Below are 23,084 nucleotides of genomic sequence, written 5' to 3'. Positions count from 1 at the left end.
CCCAATGTCTAGTACACTCGTGTGAAAACGATAAGTAATAAACTTTAAGGGGAATAAAGTGCAGGACAAAAAGGTAGCGTTTGTTGGTCTAGGGGTTATGGGTTACCCAATGGCGGGCTTTTTAAGTAAAGCAGGGTATGAGACAAAGGTTTTCAACCGCACCAAAGCCAAAGCCGAACAGTGGGCGCAAGATTACCAAGGCACGGCTTGTGAGACACCGAAAGAAGCGGCAGAAGGCTGCGATGTGGTCTTTGTTTGTGTCGGTAATGATGACGATGTACGCAGCGTTGTTTATGGCGAGGAGGGTATCTTAGCTGGGCTAAAATCAGGTGCTGTGCTGGTGGACCACACGACAACGTCTGCGGAACTTGCGCTTGAACTTGCGAATGCGGCCAAAGAGAACGGCAATGCCTTTATTGATGCGCCTGTATCAGGTGGGCAAGCGGGCGCTGAAAATGGTGTGTTGACCATTATGTGCGGTGGCGAACAAGCGATTTTTAATAGCGTGTCTCCAGTCATGGATGTGTATGCAAAACAAATCTCTTTATTGGGCGAAAATGGTCAAGGTCAACGTTGTAAGATGGTTAACCAAATTTGTATTGGCGGCATTCTACAAGGTTTGAGCGAAGCGCTATTATTGGCTCAAAAGTCTGGCTTAGATGTAGAGCAAGTCGTCGAAACACTGAAACATGGTGCGGCGGGATCTTGGCAAATGGAAAACCGCGCGGTGACGATGTCACAAGATAAGTTTGATTTTGGATTTGCGATTGATTGGATGCGTAAAGACTTAGGCTTCTGTTTAAAAGAAGCGGAGCGCGTAGGTCTTAAACTGCCACTAACTCAACAAGTTGATCAACAGTACGCGGACCTACAGCAACAAGGTTTTGGTCGAATGGATACATCGGTTCTGTTCAAAGCGGTGGCAAAGGATCAATAACCCACATCCAATGAACGTGAACTGATGTATCAGTAATAGATAAACAGTTCTTTAGTGTCGAATAATTTAAAGAAGTTAAAATCACACATAGCCAACTCTCCTAGTAATGGAGGTGCTATATGCACCTCCTTTCTCATGAAATGCGCTACTGATTTAAAGGTAGTGCACATTCACCGGTTTTTCTAATTTAAATCGAAACGATCGGCGTTCATTACCTTGGCCCAAACAGAGATAAAGTCTTTTGCAAACTTCTCTTTGTTGTCATCTTGAGCGTATACCTCAGCGTATGCACGTAGAATCGAGTTAGAACCGAACACCAAATCAACGCGTGTTGCTGTCCATTTCTCTTCACCAGAAGTACGCTCTACAATCGAGTAAGAGTTACGACCTGTTGGTTTCCAGCTGTAACGCATATCCGTTAGGTTAACGAAGAAATCGTTCGTTAGTGCTCCAACTCGGTCAGTAAAGACGCCATGCTGACTGTCGCCAAAGTTAGCACCTAACACTCGCATACCACCAAGAAGAACAGTCATTTCTGGCGCAGTTAGACCGAGCAGCTGCGCTTTATCTAACATGAGCTCTTCAGGGCTTACCGCGTAGTGTTGTTTCTGCCAGTTACGGAAGCCATCAGCCACAGGCTCTAGCACGCTAAATGATTCGACATCAGTTTGCTCTAATGTTGCGTCACCACGGCCCGCTGCGAATGGAACAGTGATATCAAAACCTGCTTGTTTTGCTGCTTGTTCTACTGCCCAGCTACCCGCAAGTACAATGGTGTCAGCCACGCTGATGCCAGATTCTTGTGCGATGCCTTCAAGTACCGGTAGCACTTTAGCGAGTTTCTCGGGTTCGTTACCTTCCCACTGGTTAAGTGGAGCAAGACGAATACGAGCGCCGTTTGCACCGCCACGTTTATCTGAGTTTCGGAATGTGCGTGCGCTATCCCATGCGGTTGAAACCAACTCACCGATACTCAAACCACTAGCCGCAATTTTTGCTTTCACGGCATCAACATCGTAGTCGCTGCGACCTGTTGGTACAGGGTCTTGCCAAGTTAGCTCTTCTGCTGGTACATCTGGACCGAAGTAGCGAGCTTTAGGTCCCATATCACGGTGCGTTAACTTGAACCAAGCACGAGCAAACGTGTCTGAGAAGTACGCAGGATCGTTATAGAAACGTTCTGAAATCTTACGGTATTCAGGATCGATCTTAAGCGCCATGTCAGCATCGGTCATCATAGGGTTGTGACGAATCGATGGATCTTCGACATCGACAGGTTTGTCTTCATTTTTAATATCGACCGGTTCCCATTGCCACGCACCTGCAGGACTCTTCGTTAGTGCCCAGTCGTAAGTGAACAATAGGTGGAAAAAGCCGTTATCCCATTGAGTCGGGTTAGTTGTCCAAGCGCCTTCAATACCACTGGTCACCGTGTCACGGCCGATACCACGAGATGTTTTGTTGTTCCAACCTAAACCTTGCTCATCAATATCAGCACGCTCTGGCTCTGCACCCAGTTTAGAAGCGTCACCATTACCGTGCGCTTTACCAACTGTGTGTCCACCTGCAGTGAGCGCAACGGTTTCTTCGTCGTTCATACCCATGCGAGCAAAGGTCTCACGCATGTCTTTCGCGGTTTTAAGTGGATCAGGGTTGCCGTCAACACCTTCTGGGTTTACGTAGATAAGGCCCATCATTACTGCTGCGAGTGGATTTTCAAGATCACGCTCACCAGAGTAACGGCTGTGATCAGCGTTACTTTCTGCTAGCCATTCTTGCTCTGCGCCCCAGTAAATGTCTTTTTCCGGATGCCAGATATCTTCACGACCAAAGGCAAAGCCAAAGGTGTCTAGACCCATTGATTCGTAGGCCATGTTACCCGCTAAAATCATAAGGTCAGCCCAGCTGATTTTGTTGCCGTATTTTTGTTTGATTGGCCACAGTAGGCGGCGCGCTTTATCTAGGTTGCCGTTATCAGGCCATGAGTTTAAAGGAGCAAAACGCTGGTTACCTGTGTCAGCACCGCCACGACCATCACCGATGCGGTAAGTACCAGCAGAGTGCCATGCCATACGAATCATCAAGCCGCCGTAGTGATCCCAGTCAGCAGGCCACCATTCTTGGCTGTCAGTCATCAGGGCTTTTAGGTCGGCTTTTAGTGCTTCAACATCCAGTTTTTTCAGCTCTTCGCGATAGTTGAAATCTAGCCCCATTGGGTTGGACTTATTATCGTGTTGATGAAGAATGTCTAGGTTAAGCGCGTTTGGCCACCAAGCGACATTTGAAGAGTTGGCAGAGGTCGCTCCACCGTGCATGACCGGACATTGACCGCCGTTGTTTTTTTTATGTTCCATGAATTGCTCCTAGAGTGTCACAGCAAGTAATTAGTGTGAGATAAGAACCACGACTACAGTGTGGTCTTTGTTGTACTTAGAATAGGAGCTTTTCTCGTTTTTATAAATCTGGTATTAACTATGCTTACGATAGGTGTTTTCTATCGTAAATTAGGTAAAGAAATGGGGTGGAGATTGAGAGCTGTGGTGGAGATAGAGAGTGATGGAATAGGGGAAAGAGCGCTGCCACCAACAGCAGCGCTTAGAGTTTAGCCGTATTGAACTTCTATTAGCTGTAGTGAACTTCTAACTGTTCTGCTTTTTGCCAAGCAGCATGAGTCTCAAGTTGCTTAGCGTATTGTGCGATGTTCGGGTAGCGTTCTGTTAGACCGAATTTGTTCAGCGCTTCAACAATGAACGACATCATGATATCGGCCCCTGTTAGTTTGTCGGCCACAAAGTAACGCTTACCTTCAAGTGATTGGTCGACATAGCTCATCACTTTATCAAGCTCAAGTTCTGCGTACCCCTCAAGGAAATTGGTTGGTGCACCGTCTTTCGCGACAAATATCTTTAGCAGCAGTGGCAGTGCTGCCGAGCTCTCTGCAAAGTGTAACCATTGGATATAATCAACGTACTCGTCGCTGTCACGACTTGGAGCAAGGCGCTCAGCCGCATATTTGCTAATCAAGTAGTCTGTGATTGCGCCAGATTCGGTGATCACTCGGCCTTGATCTTCAATTACTGGAGACTTGCCAAGTGGGTGAACAGATTTAAGATCCGGCGGAGCAAGGAAGGTGACACTATCACGTAGATAAGGGACGATCTTGTATTCCACTTCGAGCTCTTCAAGAAGCCAGATAATGCGCTTAGAACGGGATTGGTTTAGGTGGTGTAAAGTAATCATGCTTGCTCCTAGACTGGCTCGTTAGTTTTGATGACGAGTTTGCCGAAATTTTTCCCTTCTAACAGGCCCATAAACGCCTCTGGTGCATTTTCTAGTCCGTCAACTAAATGCTCACGGTAGTGGATTTTGCCTTCAGATAGCCATTGGGTCATCTGAGCGGCAAACTCACCATAGCGATGACCGTAGTCGTCAAAGATGATGAAGCCTTGCATCTTGATGCGCTTGATCAGTAACTGGGCCATCAGCATAGACATGCGATCTGGGCCTTCTGGCAGTGAGGTTGCATTGTATTGTGAAATTAGGCCACATAAGGGAATACGCGCGCCAGTGTTGAGTAGTGGCATAACAGCATCAAATACTTTACCACCAACATTTTCAAAGTAGACGTCGATGCCGTTATCACACGCAGCAGCGAGTTGTTCCGCGAAGTCTTCAGCTTTGTGGTCGATACACTCATCAAAGCCAAGTTGCTCTTTTGCGTAACGGCATTTTTCTTCACCGCCGGCAACACCAATGACTCGGCATCCTTTTAACTTACCAATTTGGCCGACCATGGAACCCACTGCGCCTGTTGCCGCTGCCACGACTAAAGTATCGCCTTCTTTAGGTTGGCCGATGTCGAGTAGGCCCATGTAAGCGGTAAATCCTGGCATTCCCATTACGCCCAACGCGTAAGATGGATGGCTTGGGTTCATGCCCATTTTAATCAAACCTTCACCATCAGAAATTCCGTAGTCTTGCCAACCTGTGAACGCTAGTACCCATTCGCCTTTATCAAAGTTGGCGTGGTTTGATTCCATAACCTGACACACGGTGCCACCTACCATGGTTTCTCCAAGGGCAACGGGGTCAGCGTAAGATTTCGCATCGCTCATTCGACCACGCATGTAAGGGTCTAATGAAAGATAGACACTACGTAACAGGATTTCACCTTGCGCCGGAGTAGGGATGTCAGCGTGTTCTAGACGAAAGTTATTAGGGGTAGGAGCGCCAACTGGACGTGAAGCCAGGACAATTTGGCGATGAGTTGTAGGGTTAGACATGGTAATTATTCCTTATTAGACCGGTCGTCTAGTTTGTGTTTCAAAAAATCCCGTCTGCAATTGGACGGGAAATCTCGTTATTCAGTGATTAAACGTTGTTTTGTCGTTTCTAAGCATAGTTCAAGATGAGATTGATCTTGAATGAGTTTGTTTAAAAGACTTGCACCAAGCCACTGTTGGTATAGTTGGCTCGCGACCAAATGGCAATCAAGTTGCACAATAGACCCGTCAGTAATGCCTCGTTTGAGCGTATCTTCAAGTGCGCGAATGATGAGTTCCGCACCTTTGGCAAGTGATACGCGCATGGTGTCGGAGAGATCAGAAACCTCAGCACTTAATTTTACAATCAGACACTTGTTGGCATTACATACGCCGTTATCTATCGCTAACCAACGTGAAAAGTAATCGAGTAAACAGTCGCGACCGTTCATTTCTGGTTGGTTAAGTACTCGTTGGATACGATCCATATAGCTGCGAACGTACTCTTCAATCAAAGCTTCACCAAATTGCTCTTTCGATTTGAAGTAGTGGTAGAACGAACCTTTTGGAACCTCTGCAGATTTCAAAAGCTGCGCCAAGCCGACCGCGGTAAAACCTTTATTAACGATAAGCTCATAACCAACATCTAAGATGTGCTGGCGAGTGTCTTGTGTTTTTGCATTCATGGCGACAAGCATAAAGTCAATTAGACCAGTCGTCTAGTTGTTTTTGATCTTTATACGATCTTAGCGATTGAACGGTCATTCACTCTTTTTAAGTGGCAATACCTCTGATGGGCCATCATTAGCGTTCAACTTGGTCGGCTCTCGTTTAATCTGACTGTGTATCGCTTGGCTGCGTCCGTCGTCTTTTGCTTGGTACAGTGCAGTGTCAGCGGCCTTAACAATTTCATCGGTTGAACCGTTGAGATCAGGGAAGGTACAGACACCAATCGACACACCAAGCTGCCCAAGGGACAAGCCTTTCATATCTAAGTGAAGGTCACGAACTTCATCGACGAGCAATTGAGCGAGCTGCAATGAACTTTCTATATTCGTATTAGGGCAGATGACCGCGAGCTCTTCGCCACCAAGACGACAGGCAACCTGTGTTTCACCGATGCATCGGGTGAGTAAGTTCGCGACTTCTTTAAGCACATAGTCACCGGCATCGTGTCCAAAGTTATCGTTAAAGCGTTTGAAATGATCCAGATCGAGCATCAGCAATGAGAGAGGCGAGTTGTCTTGATTAGACTTAGACCACTCTGCATCCATCGTTTCTTCAAAGAAGCGTCGGTTATACAATCCTGTTAATGGGTCTCGCATCGCTTGTGAACGCAGTTTCTCTTGCAAGCTCAGGTTAGCTAAGGCGAGGCCAAGGTGCTCCGCTAGGGTAAAGGCGAGTTGCTTGGTTTCTTCGGTCACTTGAGCCGTTTGAGGGTTAGAGTAAAGGTGGAACATCCCGACAGTATTACCGTGAGCCGTTAAGGGAATGCACATAGTTGTTCCATTCTCGTGACCGGACATATGGCTACAAGTGAGGTTGTGATGCTTTTCGTGAGAAAGGTGGAATTTACCTTTACGCAGTGCCCAGCAATCATTGGGTACATACACTTGTGATGCAGGCCAATCGCCACCCCAGTCGAGTTTTACCTCAAGCTGGTTTCGAGATTCACGCATGATTGACACACAACCATTAATGTCACCCAACAAGCGAGGAATAATATCAGCGACCACCACTTGCGCCTCTTTAATGCTGTTACAGGCGGCAAGCATATTCGCTAGCTGGTGGAGTAATTCAATCTTACGAGTGCTCTTTTCGATGCGTTGCTCTTGTTGCTCGCGCTCATATTTAACGACGGCGAAGATTTTTCGGTTGCTGAACCAGGATGAACAGATAAGCACCGCGAAAGAAGAGGCCATTAAAGCAAAAAAAATGAGTTCGATATCCTTTGTCATACCAGTAATTGAGGTGAGTGGCATGGCAAGGCGAATGACGTAATTCGTATCATGGCCATGCTCATCAGGGGGAAGTTCAAGTTTCTTTGCTACATAGAGCAAGTCTTGATTAATACTGTCACTGTGTCGTTTGGATATGCCAACGTTGCCGGTTAAGGCGCTGATGACCTCTGGGCGATCACTATGATTACCCAAGGCCCGTATTTCTCGATTAGAGAGCTGAGAGTCGCCTAAGACAAGTCCTTCGCTATGGATAACCGTAAAGCGTTGCCCAAATCTTGATTGAGAGAGATTGTCGATAAAAGTATCGATCTCAGGCTGAGGCATATCATACAGGTCCAGTTGTTTGTCTTGCACTTGGTGGGCAACATCATCAAGTAGACTCGACATATAACCGCTGACGATACGGGTCGTCCATGATTCAACGGTAGTATGAAAATAGTAGCCACCAATCATCATAGAAAGGGCGAGGGTGACAATAGGTAAATACTGTAAGCGATTGAGAGACGTTGCCATGATAAGCCTTACCTTTATAAGAATTAAAATCGATAGGTTTAACGCTTATATAAATATAGCTGCATATTTTCTAAGTGTGAGCGTAGAACTAAACTTTAGGATTAGACTCAAAGTTTGCCACTTGAAATTGGCAAATGGGGATTAGAGAGATCGGGGGACTATTTTTGTGTGTGGGAGGGCTGCTGGACTACCGCTGTCGAATGGAAACGACAGCGGAAGAAACGGGGCGTTACACTAGCTCGTAGCTGATCTCAAACAGAGTATCTGTATTCGGGTAGATTTCACGGATCAGTTTTTTAAGCTTTGGCAGCTCGATGTATTCCTGCTCTGCGTGAAACTCATTGATGTCGTCGAAGTGAAGTGGTTTAACCGACAAGATTTTTACCTCACACACTTTTTGGTCTGTTTCTAATGTGTAGACTTCAACTTGAGTTCCCGGCACATAGTGAGATTCAGATTCGTCACGGATCGTAATGGTCTTTTTACCAGATGCGACTAGTGGCGTTAAAAACTCGAAGAAAGTAATTTTAGTGGGTGCACTCATTATTGTTCATCCTTCATTTCACGCTTGTGTTTTGGTACGTAATTAAGAATTGAAATTGGCACAGGTTTACGAGGCTCAAATCCCTCGATCTCACGGCGCTCGATCAAATGACCTAAGCGGCTTTCGATCATACATAGGTTTTTGAAATTGTCTTTTGATACGAACGAGATCGCTTCGCCTTGTGCATCCGCACGGCCTGTACGACCAATGCGGTGAACGTATTCATCGGCAGGGAAAGGTAGGTCGTAGTTAATCACGCGAGTCAGCCCTTCAATATCAATACCACGAGCGCCAACACCTGTGGCGATCATGTATTGAATTTTGCCCGCTTTGAAATCTTCCAACAGTGTTTTACGGATCGCTTGGCTACGACCACTGTGGAACGCTTCTGCCATGATGCCACGTTTCTCAAGTTGAGAAGCAAGCTTAGCCGCGCCATGTTTGGTTTCAATAAAGATTAGCGCCTGATCCCAATCGTTCTCTTTGATTAGGTGGCTAAGCAGGGAGGATTTCATATCTTTATCGACGGTGATCAGCCACTGTTCGATGTTTTTCTTAGACGCTTGATTAGCCGCGATTGAAATCTCGAACGGGTCGTGTACTGCTGTTTTCGCCAAGTCACGAACTTTGTTGGATAGTGTAGCCGAGAACAGGAGGTGCTGAATATCGGTTGGGAGACGATCTAAAATCTTGTTGATGTCTTCGATAAAGCCCATATCGAGCATTCGGTCTGCTTCATCCATAACCAATACTTCGACTTCTTCAAAGTACACGGCACGTTGACCATACATATCGAGCAGTCGACCAGGTGTCGCAATCAGAATATCGACACCTTCAATCAGCGCTTGCTTCTGTGGCTTCTCATCAACACCGCCGTACATAGCAAGTGAAGTTAGCGGCAGGTTCTGCCCATAGTCACGCACTTTCTCATCAATCTGCTGAGCTAGCTCTCGCGTTGGTGCTAGGATTAGAGCGCGAATGCGTTTTTTCTTCTGCGTTTCACCTTGTGCCAGCTTCTCTAGAATCGGCAGCACAAAACCTGCCGTTTTACCGGTGCCTGTTTGTGCAGCTGCAATCAGATCTTCGCCTTGTAAAATGGCAGGGATCGCTTTGCTTTGAATGGTCGTTGGTTTGTTGTAACCGAGAGATTCGATAGCTTGGGTGATAGGTTGGCTAAGGCCTAATTTAGCGAAAGGCCCTGAGTTAGTAGAAGACATTGCAACACTCTGTATTGGGTATTAAATAAGGAGTTTTCTCCTCTGGATTGCCGCAGAGTGTAGCATGAAGCGAGCAAGGTGATTAGCTTTGTTTTTCGATGTACCAAGTTCCTTTGCATGGGCCATTGGTTAAGTGCCACTTACCTTGAATTTTGTTCTTTCCGGCTTTTCCAACAAATCGATAGTCCCATTGGCGGTGACGAGCGTAAAGGACCAATTCGCCGGTCTCTTTGTCAACCCAACCTTGAAGTGGGGTTCCGTTATAGGTCAGCATCAGGGTGGCAAAACCATCAACAATTTCACCAGTAATGGTCGTTCGTTCACACATATTGTTTCCCGTTACATCGACCCGTCTACCTAGCCATGTTCCATCATATTGCTTGGCAACTTCAAAGCCAAGTTGCTCAGGCAGCTTCGGAAAAGAATCAGGGTTGCTAGAGCCAAACAAGCCAGTCTGTTGCCCAACAAGAATGAAAGCGCCAAAGCCAACGAGGGTGAGTAAGAGTCCTTTATTTTTCATTTGCGATTAATCCATGATTTCGGTCGTGATCTGGGTTTTTACTGAGTTAGCAATAAAGCAGTGTTGATGAGAAAGGTGGTGAAGCTTCTCTAACTGCTTGCGGGTAGGTTGCTTGTCTCCTGAGAAAACAATTTGAGGTTTTAAAGTCACTTGAGTGACGGAGGTATAACCATGCTCGTCTTCCTCCATAATTCCCACAGCATTATCAATATAGCTATCAATCACGTAGCGCTGTTTGGCAGCGATGCCGAGAAAGGTGAGCATGTGACAACTAGAAATCGCAGCGATAAAGGCTTCTTCCGGGTCAACATTGGCTTCAACAGAAAGGGGGGCAGGAATGACATGAGGCGATGAAGAGGCCGGGACAAGAACACCACCATCAAATTCCCAGGTGTGGCCACGACTGTATTGATTGTCGTTAAAGGCTTCTTCACTGCCACGTTGCCATTTTATTAATGCGGAATATGTCGACATGCAAAGCTCTTCCTTGGACTGATGTACGTATGCTACGTGCGTAACAAAATGAAAACGAGCAATTAGTCATCAAGTCTTGAAGAATATCGATATAAGTCTCAAGTATGAAAAAAGCCCTGAACGGAGTTCAGGGCTTGATGAGTTATTTGTTGCGACGTTCTTTAACGACTTTCTTTACTCGGTCACCGTTAAATTGGCTTTTTCGGTTTGGAGTTCGAGCATCATGCTTTTCGTGGCGGTCTTCACGACGCACTTCTCTTCGCTTTTTACCGTTGTCTGATTGAACGTCCTTTTTGAATGCAGTCTTAAACTCGTCAAGAGTACCTGACTTTGTACCATTGCCGTCTGATGGCACAATTGTGTACACAGTGCCATCTTTTAAGGTAATCTCTAAGTCACCATTTTTTTCATTGTGATAGACCTCTACATCAAAACCCGCTTTTTTGAACATAGCATCTAGAGCAAGAGCTTGTTCTGAGGGAGTCAGCCCTCTTACTTTATCAGCGCGCTCACCAGGTGCATATTCTCGCGCTTCACGACGAGCCTCTGCATTTTTTGAAGCCGCTTTAGTTAGCTTGGCCATGATCTGTTTTTCATTCAGAATCTTGCCATTGTTCGGGTTAAATACCTGAATTTTTCCATCTACAATGGAGACTTCAAGGTGTTCCATTCCTGCTTTACCAAAGATACGGTGCAAGGCTAAAGCATGCTTTTCTGCGTCAGTAATGACACGCCCACCAGGAGTGGTGTTATCAAGCCAATGCTCTTTCGCTTTGTCTAGAATATCTCCTGCTAGTTCGCGGTCACGATCACCTGTTGGGACGTCTTTTAAGTAACCATTCCCTTGCATCACATCTAATAAAGACTTGTTTGAACCGCCAATCATAAAGCTATCAAGCAAGGTTGCGAACTTAAGCTTATTCGCATCATCTTCGATGTTTTCGTAAATGTCTGCGATGCCTTTATAGTAACTATTGACGTTCTCACCCCACTTGGCTTCACGCTTTTGTTCCACAAGTTTTTCAAGAGCTGGCGTCGCTTTTGGATTACCAAAGTGATCCTCGGTAAAAAATTGAGGGTACTTAGATACGAACTCTTCATTGTTCTCTAGTACGTTAAGAATGTTACTTACTGAAATCTCGTTCACAAGCATCATTTTTAGCGTTGCAATTTTCCCTTCTGGGGAGTTAGCCATTGCAATCATTGCTTTGTAGCTTTCTAAAGACGCTGGATTAATTGCACCAGTCCAAGACTTAACCACCGCTAAGTTATGGCCCCATAAGACAGGACTAACAATTGGTGCGTTCTCGTCATATGGAGGAAGAGGGTCGACGCCGAAGCCAGGGTCAATTGGTTCTATAATGACATCGATAGGATCAATGATAATTCGGTCGTCACGGCGGGCAAGGCGCTCTTTGTGTGCTTCCTCTAAAACTTCAAGGATCTTAGAAGAATCTTTAAGCTGCTTCTGTTTTCCTTTACTGGTTTCCCATAGGAGCTTTCCATCAACGACAACAACTTTACCTTTTGAAGATTCGTTATTGTTATTGATGTAACGAGTAAGTGCTTCTGCCTGCTCCTCAAGGCTCATTGCTCGGAAGCTACCTAGGCCAATCACTGGCATATCTTCATCTTCACCAATTGGCTCAATACCATAGCCCGGCTCGATTGGAGCGATACCGAAACCTGGGTCGATAGGGTCGATAATGAAAATCGGTTGTTCAGGCTCACTTGGTGCGGGAAGAACAGGAATCAATACTGGACTGTTATTTGCGTTGCTATCGCTATTTCCACCAGGAAAAACGCTAGTAACAATTGAGGCTATAATTTGTTGTTCGATACCTGCCGCCGTTGCCTCAAACTCAATACAGTAGCCATAGTCATAAATACCGTTACAACTTGAAGCATCTTGCATTGCAACTAGAGTACCACCCTCTGGGACAGAGTTGATAAACACCACTTTCTCAAGAAACTCTCGATAGGTTACATCGAATACAGGTTTCGCTAACTCAGCTTCAGAGTAACTATCTAAACGCAGTTGTGCTTCGTTAGCACGATTGATTTCTACTGGGTTTGATAGTGCAGGAAATGAAAGAAGAAGAGAGAGAGAAAGAATGCTTTTTTTCATAGTGCCTCAGATTTTATAGAACGACAATCAGTAACTGGGCAAATATTAAATGGCATAGCGTTCTAGATATACAAGTATTTACACTCTATTACTCCTGTCTCATAGGTGAGAATGTTTTGCATTAATTTCATTCATTGATGACTGAATACAAAAAGCAGGCTGTAGGAGCCTGCTTGATAGAGTCGTTAAGTTATGTTGCTGTGGAGTGTCCTACTGACCATCTGAAAGGTATTTCGCCCACGCTGCTTCGCTTTATACAACTCTTTATCGGCAAGGTTGCAGAGCAGATCAAACGCCATGTAACGGCTTTCCACTTGGGTGTAATTGGCGCCGCCCATGGTTAGGGTGAGGTACTGATTACATTGAGAAAGTGGATTGGTCAGCTTTAACGTCTTGATCGACTCTTGCAATGCACTTAGCTTGCTTTCGATTTCTTTATCGGATTGGTTATAGCAGAGAATCAAAAACTCATCGCCACCATAACGGAACAGATGATCGTCGTTTGATGAAAATACGGTCTTCATTTGTTTAGCCACTTGAGTTAATGCTCGGTCGCCCATCAAGTGGCCATGAAAATCGTTGTAGCCTTTGTAATAGTCAATGTCGATCATCACGACAGCACAATTGTGATGATGTTGGGCGGCGGTGTGTGTTAGCTCTGGGCCAATGCTATCGAGTTGATAACGGTTGTACAGCTTAGTGAGCGGGTCAGTTTGAGACATGATCTCTAGTTGCTTATTAGCCTGATGCAACTTGTGCCTTTGAACGTGGTGCTCTAGCGCAATGGCAATAAAGCTGGCGAGCTTTTCAAACAAGCTACGATGATATTGCTGGTACTGGTCTGCACGCGAGTGCTGAATCGACAGCACGCCTAACACTCGATTTTTGAGTGTAATAGGGGTGAGCAGAATCGATTGCACTGGCTTCGAGTCATCGTAGTAAACATTGTCTTTATCTTGGCGGTACTCTTTCGGCACCATCGAATCAAACGACTCTTCGACAATACGATTAAGATATACGGTGGTATTGTTTTGAACCACATAGCTGCCGATTGAGTGCTCCTTGGCGCAATCGACCATAGTACTTTCGACAAAGCCATCGTCATCATAGAAATAGTCGTAGCTGAGGATTTGATTCGCTTCGTTATAGAGTGCGATACCGAACTCTTCTGCGGGGAAGATCGAGCCAATCATGTCGTAGATGAAAGGGAGGTTTTCTTTGAGATTATCGGTAGTCGCGATGTATTGGCCGATTTCGGTAATCACACCGATTCGCTCTTCCATTTGGGCGAGCATGACACGTTCTTGTTCAACCGTTGCTTGTTCAACGGTATTCAAGATGGCGTCATTTTCGCGTTGCTGTGCTTTAGAAAATGCGCTTTGTGTTGCTGTTATATAGCGGCTTTGAAGGCGAATGAGGTCATCGTATCGACCTTGCTTTTTCGCAAGCTTTATCAACGTAGTATGCAGAACTTCAAAAAAGCCAAAGCTAGACTCTGGATCTATTTCAGACTCGACTGAGTGACAGATTTCTAGGGATCGTTCATCTTGTTCGATCTTTTCTAGATAGGCGCCGAAGTAGACTAAGTTCTCTTGTCGGTTGTGCTTGTCATGTACGCTGAGGTAAAGCGCTTCTGCTTGTTCGAAATGCGAGATCACCTGAGTTGGTGGGTATTGATCACACAGGCTCATCACTTGAGCAAAATACCCATGAGCAATCGCTTCGATTCTCTGGTTTTTAATGCTGCGAGCAATCTCTCTGGACTGTTCAAGGTAAACCAAGGCCTCCTGTGCTCGGCTAAGGTGCCCCAAGGCGTAGCCCATGTTTAACAAACAAATCGCTTGGTTTACGTAGTTACCGATCACCCGACCACTTTGCTCACCTAGCATCGCGAGTTGTAATGCAGAGTCATACTGCTTTAAGCACAGGTAGAAATCACTGATGTTGGTATAAGCGAAAGCGAGGTAGTTGTCATCCAGCAGGTGAACTTTATCAAGCACTCGGCGGTAAATACGATGCGCGCGTTGGTAATCTTCCCGGTCCGCATAGATAGAGCCAAGCACGATATAGACGTGCAGTGAGAGCAGCTCGTCTTTTGATGTGCAGAAGCTTAAGCAAGTTTGGTAGTGCTCGATCGCTTTATCAAGTTGGTCTAAGCGATCGAACTTCATACCGAGTAGGAAGTGCTCGTGAGCCGGTGGCAAGACAAAATCGTACTGATGACAAATTGCACTGACGGACTCTTCGAGATAAGCGACACCTTCAACGCCATGGTAGAGCTGAATTTGTGCGAAAAGAGCCTGAATTTTTTGTAATGCAACTATCGACATCGAACCTCCTAAGTGGAGGAATTATTATACAGAATGCCTTACGGAATTATAGGTTTTTGGCGATAAAACTTATTTGTCGTATTAATAACAATATCAAAAGTCAGCGTTGGCTTGAAATAGCATACGTTCGCCGCTGTATGGGTGATCGAGTTCAAGCCTCTCAGCATGTAGATGAAGTCGATTGGTTTTTTCACCGTATAGCGTGTCCCCAACCATAGGGGTGTTGAGCCCTTCTAAGTGCGCGCAATGGACTCGCAATTGGTGGGTACGGCCCGTTTTTGGGTAAAGATAAAGCTTGGTCTTGCCTTCGATTGTGGATATGGCTTCCCAATAGGTTTCGGCAGGCTTACCGTGCTCGTAGCAAACCAGTTGGCGAGGGCGGTCGACTGGGTCGCCGCGCATTGGCAGGTTGATCTCACCATTTTTACCTTCGATAGCACCATCAAGCAGAGCCACATAGCGTTTTTGCACACCACGAGAAATGAACTGCTTCTGTAAGCTCTTATTCGCACGTTTGGTTAAGGCGAACACCAACAAACCGGAGGTGGCCATGTCCAAGCGGTGGATAACAAATGGTCCTTCAACATCAGGGTAGCGTTCTTGCAGGCGTGTATAGGCAGAATCTTTGATGGTTTTACCGGGCACAGATAAAAGACCTGATGGTTTATTCACGACCACCATTGCTTCATCTTCAAAGAGAATTTCTAGTTCTTTGTCTTCCGCCCAGTTCTCTTCTAGTGGGTTATCATCGACAAGCATGCCTTGTAGCATATGGCCGAGTATCGGCTGACATTTGCTGTTGCATGATGGATAAAACTTACCGTGTTGGCGAATTTCCGATTTCGGAGAGCACCCCCACCAAAACTCAGCCAGTGCTAACGGCTTAAAGCCATGCTTATAAGCATAGTGAAGCAATTTAGGCGCCGCACACTCGCCCGCACCGGCTGGTGGTGTTGGTGTCGCAGTCGGTTTGAAGATCGCTCGTAGAGATTGCTCTTGGCCATCAGCGTTTAAGAATCGATATTGCTCGAAAAGCTTGTTCTGCAGCGTATTCGACATTTGCTTGCGTTGATCTTTCAGTGCATTGAGCGAACTCTCTAGTTGCGTTAGCTCGTCGCTAATGATGGCAATCTTTTCATCCCACTCTAGCTTGAGGTATTTGAGCACGTTCTTTTCTGCTACGCTTTGTTTGCTCAGTTCTGACAGGCGCTCTTTTAATGCTTCTTCGCCTAGTGTTGCCTCAGCCTGCTCACGCTGAGCTTTGCGTAACGCTCGGCCTTCAATCATTTGTTGGCGCTGCGCTGACTCTTCTTGCTGATACTGAGCCTGATTCGCCTTTAACGTCTCTCTAAGCTGCAGTAGTTTTGGATTGGACTGTTGGCTTGTTAACTCATTACTCACCGCCGTAATCTCGGCCAATTCAGTGCGGAAGAAGCTTTGCTCAGCCAGCATGTCGAAAACAGGTGGAACGAAACCAGGTAGCAAGTTCGAGTCGGCAATTTTACCCGAAAAGGCAGATAGAAAACCGAGTTCCCCTTGAGCATTTTGAACCAGCAATACGCCAAACATTTTGCCAGTCCCTTGATCCAGTGAATCAATGCCGAAGTCATGGTGCCAATTTTTCTGAGTCGATAGATGTTTTTGCAGCTGCTCAGAGGCAAGCACCGTCAATGGGTGAGGCTGATAGTAAAAGGGAAAGGTGAACTTTTCAGGTAGTGAATAGTTTGAAATGTCTTGTTCGAATGGGGTAAAGAGATCTTGAGGTTGGTGCATCTAGCTATTCACTACAGGTAAAATCAATTGGGCGTGATTTTACCTGTTTAAAGAGTGAAAGCTAGAGCAAATATAGGCTGTCATGCCTTAGCAGAAAGGATTAACGAGTGTACTCCGCATCGACACTGATAAACCAATGCTGAACCGTGCCGTTTTCACGCTCTACCCATAGGTCATTATCGAAATGCTTAATACGACCTTTAACCGTTAACGAGAGTTTGTTTTCATCGGTTGTTTCAAACTGAATGAACGGATCAGACGTAATCAGGAAAGGTTCTGCGTCTTTCACGTCGCCGTTGGTGTCGATTAGGAAGAAATGATTCAATTTGCCGTCTTGAGGCTTGGTTGAAATCGCCTTGTAACCCACAATCTGAAAACCGTTACCGATTGGCTTGCTAAGTATTTCGCTGCTTAAGCGAACATGAGTAGGAATGAATACCCAAGCAAGTAAAACAGAAATCGCTGAAATGATTGCGCCGATGGATAGGGTTAATTTAGACATAGTTAGAATTTTGAAATGCGAAACAGAGCGGTATGTTAGCACAAAGCAATAAGTCGGTGCATTCGCGAAATTATGAGTTTCGATAGTGTGCTGTAACGTGAAATTTTGAACCCTTTTTAGGGCAGAGGGTCGTAATGTCACTTATATTGGATCTCGACCATTAAATCGCTGAGAGTGTGCCTTTGAAAAATCGTTTTGATCTTAATTTATATCGCTTTTTGACCGCATTGCACCGTTTTGGCTCTCAGGTGAAAGTATGCCATGACCTTGATATTAGCCGAGCGACGTTTAATCGCCATTTGTCTGACTGCCGAGATAGTCTGGGTGATGAGCTATTTGTGGTTGCCAAAGGGGTGTACACGCCAACATTGTTTACCAATCAGCTAATTGACTACATAACTTTGCCATTACAGCAGCTAGATCAAGTGCCTTTGGTCGCAAAACGATTTGATCATGGTGAGCCTAATCTTGAATTCTTATTTTATGTGGTCAACCCTTTGAGCCGGCTTGTTACCTTACCGCTAGTCAGTGATCTAACAACTTTAGCAACGCCGCAAATCTCGTTTATGGATTGGTCTTTAGACAGGATCGAGTTTCCCAAGCCAGATACCTTAGCAGTAGGTATTGCGGGTTATCCGAATGAGTTTAATGAAAATATCATTGAACGAAAAGTCGGGGCAGTGGGGCTCTATTTGTACGCCAATCAAGAACATCCACTTGCTCAGTTTGATACGCTCGATTTAAGTCAGTTGATTGATTGCAAGACGGTACGTATTTCAATGGGGGCGTTTGATAGCAGTGCTTACTATGAACGTATTCGAAAAAATGTCGGCATTTCGTTGGTGCAATCTCTTACGGTAGCCTCACTAGGCAGTGCCATGGATTGTGTGGCGGGTGGCGAGCATGTTTTGGTTTGTTTCGAAGTTGGTAAAGCGCTGCCTGATAGTGTGAAAAAAATCCCACTGTTACTGGATGGTGAGCAAATGCGTTATGACGTCGGTATTCATTATCATAGAGTGAACTATCAACACCCGATCATGAATAAGATCGAAAGCGTTATCCGAAACACTCTCGCCAGTTTATAGCGACAAAGGCAGCGTCAACGAACGCTGCCTTTTTGGTCTCAAATGCTATTTGACCAGTTCAATATCACCCGGTTTCCAGCTTTCCTCGTACCAAGCTTGTTGTGGTCCGTATAAGCGCAGGATGCTAAACCAACCTTTATTTGGCACGGTTTGAATCCAGTTGGCTTCTTTTCCTTTCGGTGCAGTTGGTCCGAAGTATAGGTCGACAGAACCATCGGCATTTTCAATAAAGTCATCACGTTTATTGTTCTTGCTCGGGAACGGCTGGTTAGTTTGTAGTTCTGAGCGAGTTTGTGGATCGTAAACCACCACTGACCAGAAGTTCTTCGCCGGGACGTTCGCTGGAATGTTCAGCTTGTATGTTTTACCACCGTCTAAGAATTTGCCATCGCTAGAGGTATCTGCCAGCGCATATTGTGAGCCTTTCTCAATCAGCTTAAGTGCCATTGCCGGTGTGTTTACCGTTGCAACATAGAAAAAGTAGGTTCTCGCATCTAAGTTACGGCCACCTTCTCCACCATCGACTAGCCATTGGTAGTCTCCGCCAATAAAGGCTGTTTTCCACTGACGATCATCATACTTATAGGCTGACTTATCCCTTGGGTGAAAGTAAAGCGCACGCGCCGTAGCATTACCGATCGCAACGCCATCTTCTAGAATTTTCTCCATACGTTCGTCTGGGTTAAACGGCTTATTCTTTTGCAGGCCAATGCTCGACATTAAGCCACGCATTTCTGGGTCAATGAACGAGACTGGTTCTTTATCGAGTACGGTTTTAATCTCGCCATAGAAATGCTTGTCGTTAGCGTGAATCGTGTTGAATGATTTGCCGCTAACAGAGACAAACTCCATGTTTGGCTGTTGAGATTGTTTCGCTAGCGGATAAATCTTCAGTTTTGATTTGTACGCTTCGATTGCTGCATCCGGCTTGCCATCTTTGAGGAAACCACGAGCAATGAACCAGTTGGTGTAACTTGTTGACTTAGAAACAAAGTAACCTTCAGGAATTTCGCCCTCGTAGCCAGGAGGCAGGATCAAATACTTACCACCTTTGCCTTTATCTGGGCCTACGACACCTAGGTCGGTCACGAAACGGAAGAACGCATCATTGACTGTTGTTGGACCCATACCTGGTGGCACTTCAATCACGGTTGGACCATCACGCTCTAAATCAAGGAAAGCAGAGGCATAGACGGTATCAGTATTACCGGTCAGGAATAGCGGATTGGAGTCCATCAGTTTGTCGAAAATCATTACCTGATTCGACTTGGTGATCCCCATTTCCACATGCCCAAGTCGAATCGCTTCCAACGATGCCATAGGGATCGCGTTAAGGAATACCTCGGTAGCTCTCAACGTATCGAGGTTATCGTAAAGTCGCTCAGCGCTTTCTTTTGAAGGCACGCCATCATCAAACGAGAGTGAGCCGATGCTGGTTTCGACTTTGTCAGGAGTCATAATGCTTTCAGGAACATCTGTGTTGTAATCGCTGCTCAAGGCTGAGGTAGAAAATACCAGTGTTACTGATAGAGCGAGTGCTTTAATTCGAGTCTTAAACATAAATTCACCTAGTGGGTTTGTTTCGATACGTTCACTCTAATCGAAGCGTATGAACAAAGTTGATAAAGGAGAGGCTCAAAATTGAGCATAGATAAGATCAAATAGTTTGCGAGCCGATTGCAGACTCTATTGCATATCTGTAATAATCGTCGCAAAACCATATCGAGTATTGCAGAGAGTATTATGGCGAATTGGGAAGGGGTCAGTGAGTTTGTAGCGGTTGCTGAAACACAATCATTCACCGCAGCGGCGAAAAAGTTGGATACTTCAGTGGCGCAAATCAGCCGAAGAGTATCAACACTTGAAGAACGTTTGGCGGTGAAGCTGTTTAACCGGACTACACGTAAAGTGTCGTTAACTGAAGCAGGGCAGATTTACTACCAGCAGTGTAAACACTTAGTCGAAGGTTTGGAGCTAGCCGAACTTGCGGTAACCCAGATGCAATCGACACCAAAAGGGTTACTCAAAATCACCGCACCTGTCACCTTTGGAGAGCAAAACCTTGCGCCTCTTATCCATCAGTTTCTAGAGCTCTACCCTCAAGTCAGCTTAGATCTTGTGTTGAGCAACCAGAAATTGGATTTGATTGAATCTGGAGTGGATGTGGCGATTCGCTTAGGCCGCTTGCAAGATTCCAGCTTTATGGCAAAACGTTTATCGACTCGTCAATTGTATGTGTGTGCGAGCCCTGGCTATTTAGAGCGTTCTGGCGAGCCTCATACACTGTCGGAACTGAGTAATCATCAATGCCTAGTAGGTTCGGTTGATTACTGGCGCTTTAGGGATCGCAACGGTGAAAAGTCTTTACGTGTGACAGGGCGTATTCATTGTAACTCAGGTTATGCACTGCTTGATGCGGCCAAGCGTGGACTAGGACTTGTTCAGCTGCCCGATCATTATGTACAAGAAGCATTAGATTCGGGTGAGCTGGTGGAAGTGTTATCAGAGTATCGCGATGAGCGAGAAGGGATCTGGGCGCTCTATCCGCAAAACCGAAACTTATCACCAAAGGTAAGGCTACTGATTGATTTTCTGGCTGAGAAGCTGGGTTAGTATTAGTAAGAACACGATCTAAAAAGGGGCTGACTTAGCCCCTTTTCAATGTTGGTAGGTAACCAAGCGTTAGCCTTCGTTCTCTTCAGCGTCTTGACGTTTAATCACCTTATGACCGTCTTCTGCAACGCCTTTTTTCCAGTAGCTACTGATGTAGATATGTTCACGGTCGATGCCTTTATCGTTACGGAAATATTGGCGCAGTCCACGCATCGAATCAAATTCACATGCACACCAAACCGAGGCTTTACCTTTTAGCCACTCAAGCTCTCGTGCCGCTGTAGCAAGATCATCCTGCTCAAAAATCCAATGTACCTGAACATTCTCAGGCGCTTCAATTGGCTGAATATCTTGCTCAGAAATGACCTTGATCACCGCATAACCTGTCGCATCACTCGGCAGTTGCTTAATTTTTGCAGATAATGCGGGTAGGGCTGTCATATCTGCGGTCATGAAAAACCAATCCGCTTCAATGTTCATTTCTTGAATCGTACCAGGGCCAGCAATCGCGATTGATTCACCTACTTCGGCATTCATCGCCCAACGAGCGGCAAAGCCACACTGTAAGTCTTGGGTAATGTGCCTCACAAAGTCGACCTCGATCGTGCCAGTTTGTGCGTCAAACTGACGAATCGTGTAGGTGCGCATGGTTGGTCGGTCGTCTGGCCCTAACAGAGAAAGGTCAGTCGAACCAGACGGTGTGAACAATAGCTTAATGTAGCTACCTGCGCAGTTTGCTGGAAACTCTCGCAGGGAGTCTGATTGGAATGTAATACGCTGCATATTCGGTGTCACAGCGTGAGTAGACTGGATAACCACATGTTTTGGTGATGGCTTTTTCATGATACGACTCGATAATTGTTCTTGTTCGCATTTAGATTAACAGTAGAACTCACGCTTGAATAGCATCTTTAAACAAATTTACATTCCTGACGTGCTAGCCGCTTAAATCATCGGAACGGTCGAAGCGATCAGTAGCAAGGCCATGGAAACGTTAAAGGTGCGTACACGAACATTGGTCGTCAACCAGCGCTGCAGTTCACGCCCGGCCAATATCCAAAACGTGCCAGACGGGTAGTTTGCTATCAAAAACGTCAACGAAATGATCATCAGTTCAAACCAACCGCCGCCGTTGCTATACAGCGTGACTGAACTTAGTGCCATTGACCAACCCTTAGGGTTAACCCATTGAAAGCTGGCTGCACCGATAAAACTCATTGGCTTAAAGTCAGCCGAACCTTTGGCTCTGCCACTTAAAGCAATTTTCCCTGCGAGATAAAGCAGATAAGCCAAACTGACGTACTTGAGGGCAGTATGAGCGGCAGGGTAAGCGGTAAAAATTGACGATAAACCTAAGCCAACGATCAGCACCATAAACGCGAAACCAAAAGCGACGCCACTCATATGGGGTAAGGTTCTCATGTAGCCGACGTTTGCACCCGACGTCATCAGCATCAGGTTATTTGGACCGGGTGTAAAGGTAGAAACGAATGCGAAAAGTGCTAATGCGCCGAGTTGTTCTAATTCCATAATTAAATCCGTATTAAACAGGCTCAAGGCCGAGTAGATGAACGCAATAATATTGCGCTAAGAAGCAATTTTTGACCGGTCGAGAGTTATAGTAGGTGGATTAGTGAACAATTATGTGCTTTTATTCGAACTGAATGGGAAAAATGAACAATAAAGGTGCGATATGGATCGGTTTGACGAAAGAATCTTGCAAGAGCTTAAAATGGACGGAAGAATCTCTAACGTTGAGCTATCTGAACGTATTGGGTTGTCGGCCTCCGCTACATTAAGGCGAGTGCAAGAGCTCGAGAAAAGAGGGGTAATCAAAGGCTATCGAGCCATGACCGATAACACTCAACTTGGCGTCGGCTTTATTGCTTATGTCTCCATCGGGTTAGCAAGTCACCGAAAGCAATCTCAGCAAGAGTTCGAAGAGCACGTGCGCTTTGTCGAAGAGGTGGTCGAATGCCACAACATCACAGGGGCGAACGAGTACCTATTGAGAGTCGAAACGAAAGATTTACCGAGCTATAAGAAGTTTCACGCTGACGTTCTTGGTGAGTGTAAACACGTTCAATCTATTACAACCATGGTGGTGATGGACTCCCCCAAAGATGAGCGTTAAATCATTACAATGAATATGACTGTCATCATTTATAAACTCAATCGCCACTTAATCGTAATAGATTAGCAATTAAACCTTCATCTCAGACCTC

General features: G+C 45.7%; 20 protein-coding genes. 4 read left to right on the top strand and 16 right to left on the bottom strand.

The genetic code is table 11. The features are described from left to right. The first annotated feature begins 37 nt into the window (after positions 1-37). On the top strand, positions 38-937 hold the full coding sequence (locus EJ063_RS01565) for an NAD(P)-dependent oxidoreductase (protein WP_279630373.1): 900 nt from the start codon (positions 38-40) through the stop codon (positions 935-937). A 182-nt stretch (positions 938-1,119) separates the two neighbouring features. On the opposite strand, the gene katG is transcribed toward EJ063_RS01565, so the two are convergent. From katG to EJ063_RS01500, 13 genes are all read right to left on the bottom strand, one after another. After that, complete coding sequence (katG, locus tag EJ063_RS01560; protein WP_126572252.1) at positions 1,120-3,291, bottom strand: catalase/peroxidase HPI; 2,172 nt, start codon at positions 3,289-3,291, stop codon at positions 1,120-1,122. A gap of 268 nt (positions 3,292-3,559) precedes the next feature. Next, on the bottom strand, positions 3,560-4,177 hold the full coding sequence (locus EJ063_RS01555; RefSeq protein ID WP_126572251.1) for a glutathione S-transferase family protein: 618 nt from the start codon (positions 4,175-4,177) through the stop codon (positions 3,560-3,562). Positions 4,178-4,185: 8 nt separating this feature from the next. Beyond that, positions 4,186-5,220, bottom strand: coding sequence for an NADPH-dependent curcumin/dihydrocurcumin reductase (gene curA, locus EJ063_RS01550; RefSeq protein ID WP_126572250.1), 1,035 nt, complete (start codon positions 5,218-5,220; stop codon positions 4,186-4,188). Between the two features lie 77 nt (positions 5,221-5,297). Then, the gene (locus tag EJ063_RS01545; RefSeq protein WP_126572249.1) at positions 5,298-5,885 is read right to left on the bottom strand and encodes a TetR/AcrR family transcriptional regulator; all 588 of its coding nucleotides are present in this window, start codon (positions 5,883-5,885) and stop codon (positions 5,298-5,300) included. A 75-nt stretch (positions 5,886-5,960) separates the two neighbouring features. Next, the gene (locus EJ063_RS01540; protein WP_208640332.1) at positions 5,961-7,673 is read right to left on the bottom strand and encodes a sensor domain-containing diguanylate cyclase; all 1,713 of its coding nucleotides are present in this window, start codon (positions 7,671-7,673) and stop codon (positions 5,961-5,963) included. 229 nt (positions 7,674-7,902) lie between these two features. Next, positions 7,903-8,217, bottom strand: a complete 315-nt coding sequence (gene yqfB / locus EJ063_RS01535) for a N(4)-acetylcytidine aminohydrolase (RefSeq protein ID WP_126572247.1) — start codon at positions 8,215-8,217, stop codon at positions 7,903-7,905. Next, complete coding sequence (locus EJ063_RS01530; RefSeq protein WP_126572246.1) at positions 8,217-9,434, bottom strand: DEAD/DEAH box helicase; 1,218 nt, start codon at positions 9,432-9,434, stop codon at positions 8,217-8,219. Before EJ063_RS01530 ends, yqfB begins: the two co-directional genes overlap by 1 nt. 82 nt (positions 9,435-9,516) lie before the next feature. Continuing rightward, positions 9,517-9,954 (bottom strand): hypothetical protein, encoded by a 438-nt coding sequence (locus tag EJ063_RS01525; protein ID WP_126572245.1) that lies wholly within the window; start codon positions 9,952-9,954, stop codon positions 9,517-9,519. Between the two features lie 6 nt (positions 9,955-9,960). Then, positions 9,961-10,428 (bottom strand): OsmC family protein, encoded by a 468-nt coding sequence (locus tag EJ063_RS01520; RefSeq protein WP_126572244.1) that lies wholly within the window; start codon positions 10,426-10,428, stop codon positions 9,961-9,963. Positions 10,429-10,570: 142 nt separating this feature from the next. Then, positions 10,571-12,556 carry a hypothetical protein gene (locus tag EJ063_RS01515; RefSeq protein WP_126572243.1) on the bottom strand — a complete coding sequence of 662 codons (1,986 nt, stop codon included), beginning with the start codon at positions 12,554-12,556 and terminating at the stop codon, positions 10,571-10,573. A 185-nt stretch (positions 12,557-12,741) separates the two neighbouring features. Beyond that, entirely contained in the window at positions 12,742-14,886 is a 2,145-nt protein-coding gene (locus EJ063_RS01510; protein WP_126572242.1) for a sensor domain-containing diguanylate cyclase, read from the bottom strand. A gap of 93 nt (positions 14,887-14,979) precedes the next feature. Beyond that, the gene (locus tag EJ063_RS01505) at positions 14,980-16,659 is read right to left on the bottom strand and encodes an RluA family pseudouridine synthase (RefSeq protein ID WP_126572241.1); all 1,680 of its coding nucleotides are present in this window, start codon (positions 16,657-16,659) and stop codon (positions 14,980-14,982) included. A gap of 100 nt (positions 16,660-16,759) precedes the next feature. Next, a complete protein-coding gene (locus tag EJ063_RS01500; protein WP_126572240.1) occupies positions 16,760-17,161 on the bottom strand; it encodes a hypothetical protein in 402 nt (133 codons plus the stop codon). Positions 17,162-17,343: 182 nt separating this feature from the next. Here EJ063_RS01500 and EJ063_RS01495 point away from each other — a divergent pair, with 182 nt between their 5' ends. Continuing rightward, on the top strand, positions 17,344-18,246 hold the full coding sequence (locus tag EJ063_RS01495) for a LysR substrate-binding domain-containing protein (protein WP_126572239.1): 903 nt from the start codon (positions 17,344-17,346) through the stop codon (positions 18,244-18,246). 45 nt (positions 18,247-18,291) lie between these two features. On the opposite strand, the gene EJ063_RS01490 is transcribed toward EJ063_RS01495, so the two are convergent. After that, the gene (locus tag EJ063_RS01490; RefSeq protein ID WP_126572238.1) at positions 18,292-19,806 is read right to left on the bottom strand and encodes a DUF1254 domain-containing protein; all 1,515 of its coding nucleotides are present in this window, start codon (positions 19,804-19,806) and stop codon (positions 18,292-18,294) included. 183 nt (positions 19,807-19,989) lie between these two features. Here EJ063_RS01490 and EJ063_RS01485 point away from each other — a divergent pair, with 183 nt between their 5' ends. Continuing rightward, positions 19,990-20,859: a LysR family transcriptional regulator gene (locus EJ063_RS01485; protein ID WP_126572237.1), complete on the top strand. Its 870-nt coding sequence runs from the start codon at positions 19,990-19,992 to the stop codon at positions 20,857-20,859. A 69-nt stretch (positions 20,860-20,928) separates the two neighbouring features. Here the strand turns inward: EJ063_RS01485 and EJ063_RS01480 are convergent, their stop codons facing one another. Together EJ063_RS01480 and EJ063_RS01475 are read right to left on the bottom strand one after the other, a co-directional pair. Next, positions 20,929-21,705, bottom strand: coding sequence for a siderophore-interacting protein (locus EJ063_RS01480; RefSeq protein WP_208640348.1), 777 nt, complete (start codon positions 21,703-21,705; stop codon positions 20,929-20,931). 99 nt (positions 21,706-21,804) lie between these two features. Then, on the bottom strand, positions 21,805-22,389 hold the full coding sequence (locus tag EJ063_RS01475; RefSeq protein ID WP_126572235.1) for a LysE family translocator: 585 nt from the start codon (positions 22,387-22,389) through the stop codon (positions 21,805-21,807). Positions 22,390-22,552: 163 nt separating this feature from the next. Here EJ063_RS01475 and EJ063_RS01470 point away from each other — a divergent pair, with 163 nt between their 5' ends. After that, on the top strand, positions 22,553-22,993 hold the full coding sequence (locus EJ063_RS01470; protein ID WP_126572234.1) for an Lrp/AsnC family transcriptional regulator: 441 nt from the start codon (positions 22,553-22,555) through the stop codon (positions 22,991-22,993). Positions 22,994-23,084: the final 91 nt, after the last annotated feature.

The sequence above is a fragment of the Vibrio aquaticus genome, from assembly GCF_003970385.1.
GTDB lineage: Bacteria > Pseudomonadota > Gammaproteobacteria > Enterobacterales > Vibrionaceae > Vibrio > Vibrio aquaticus.
This window is presented reverse-complemented; position numbering and strand designations above follow the sequence as displayed.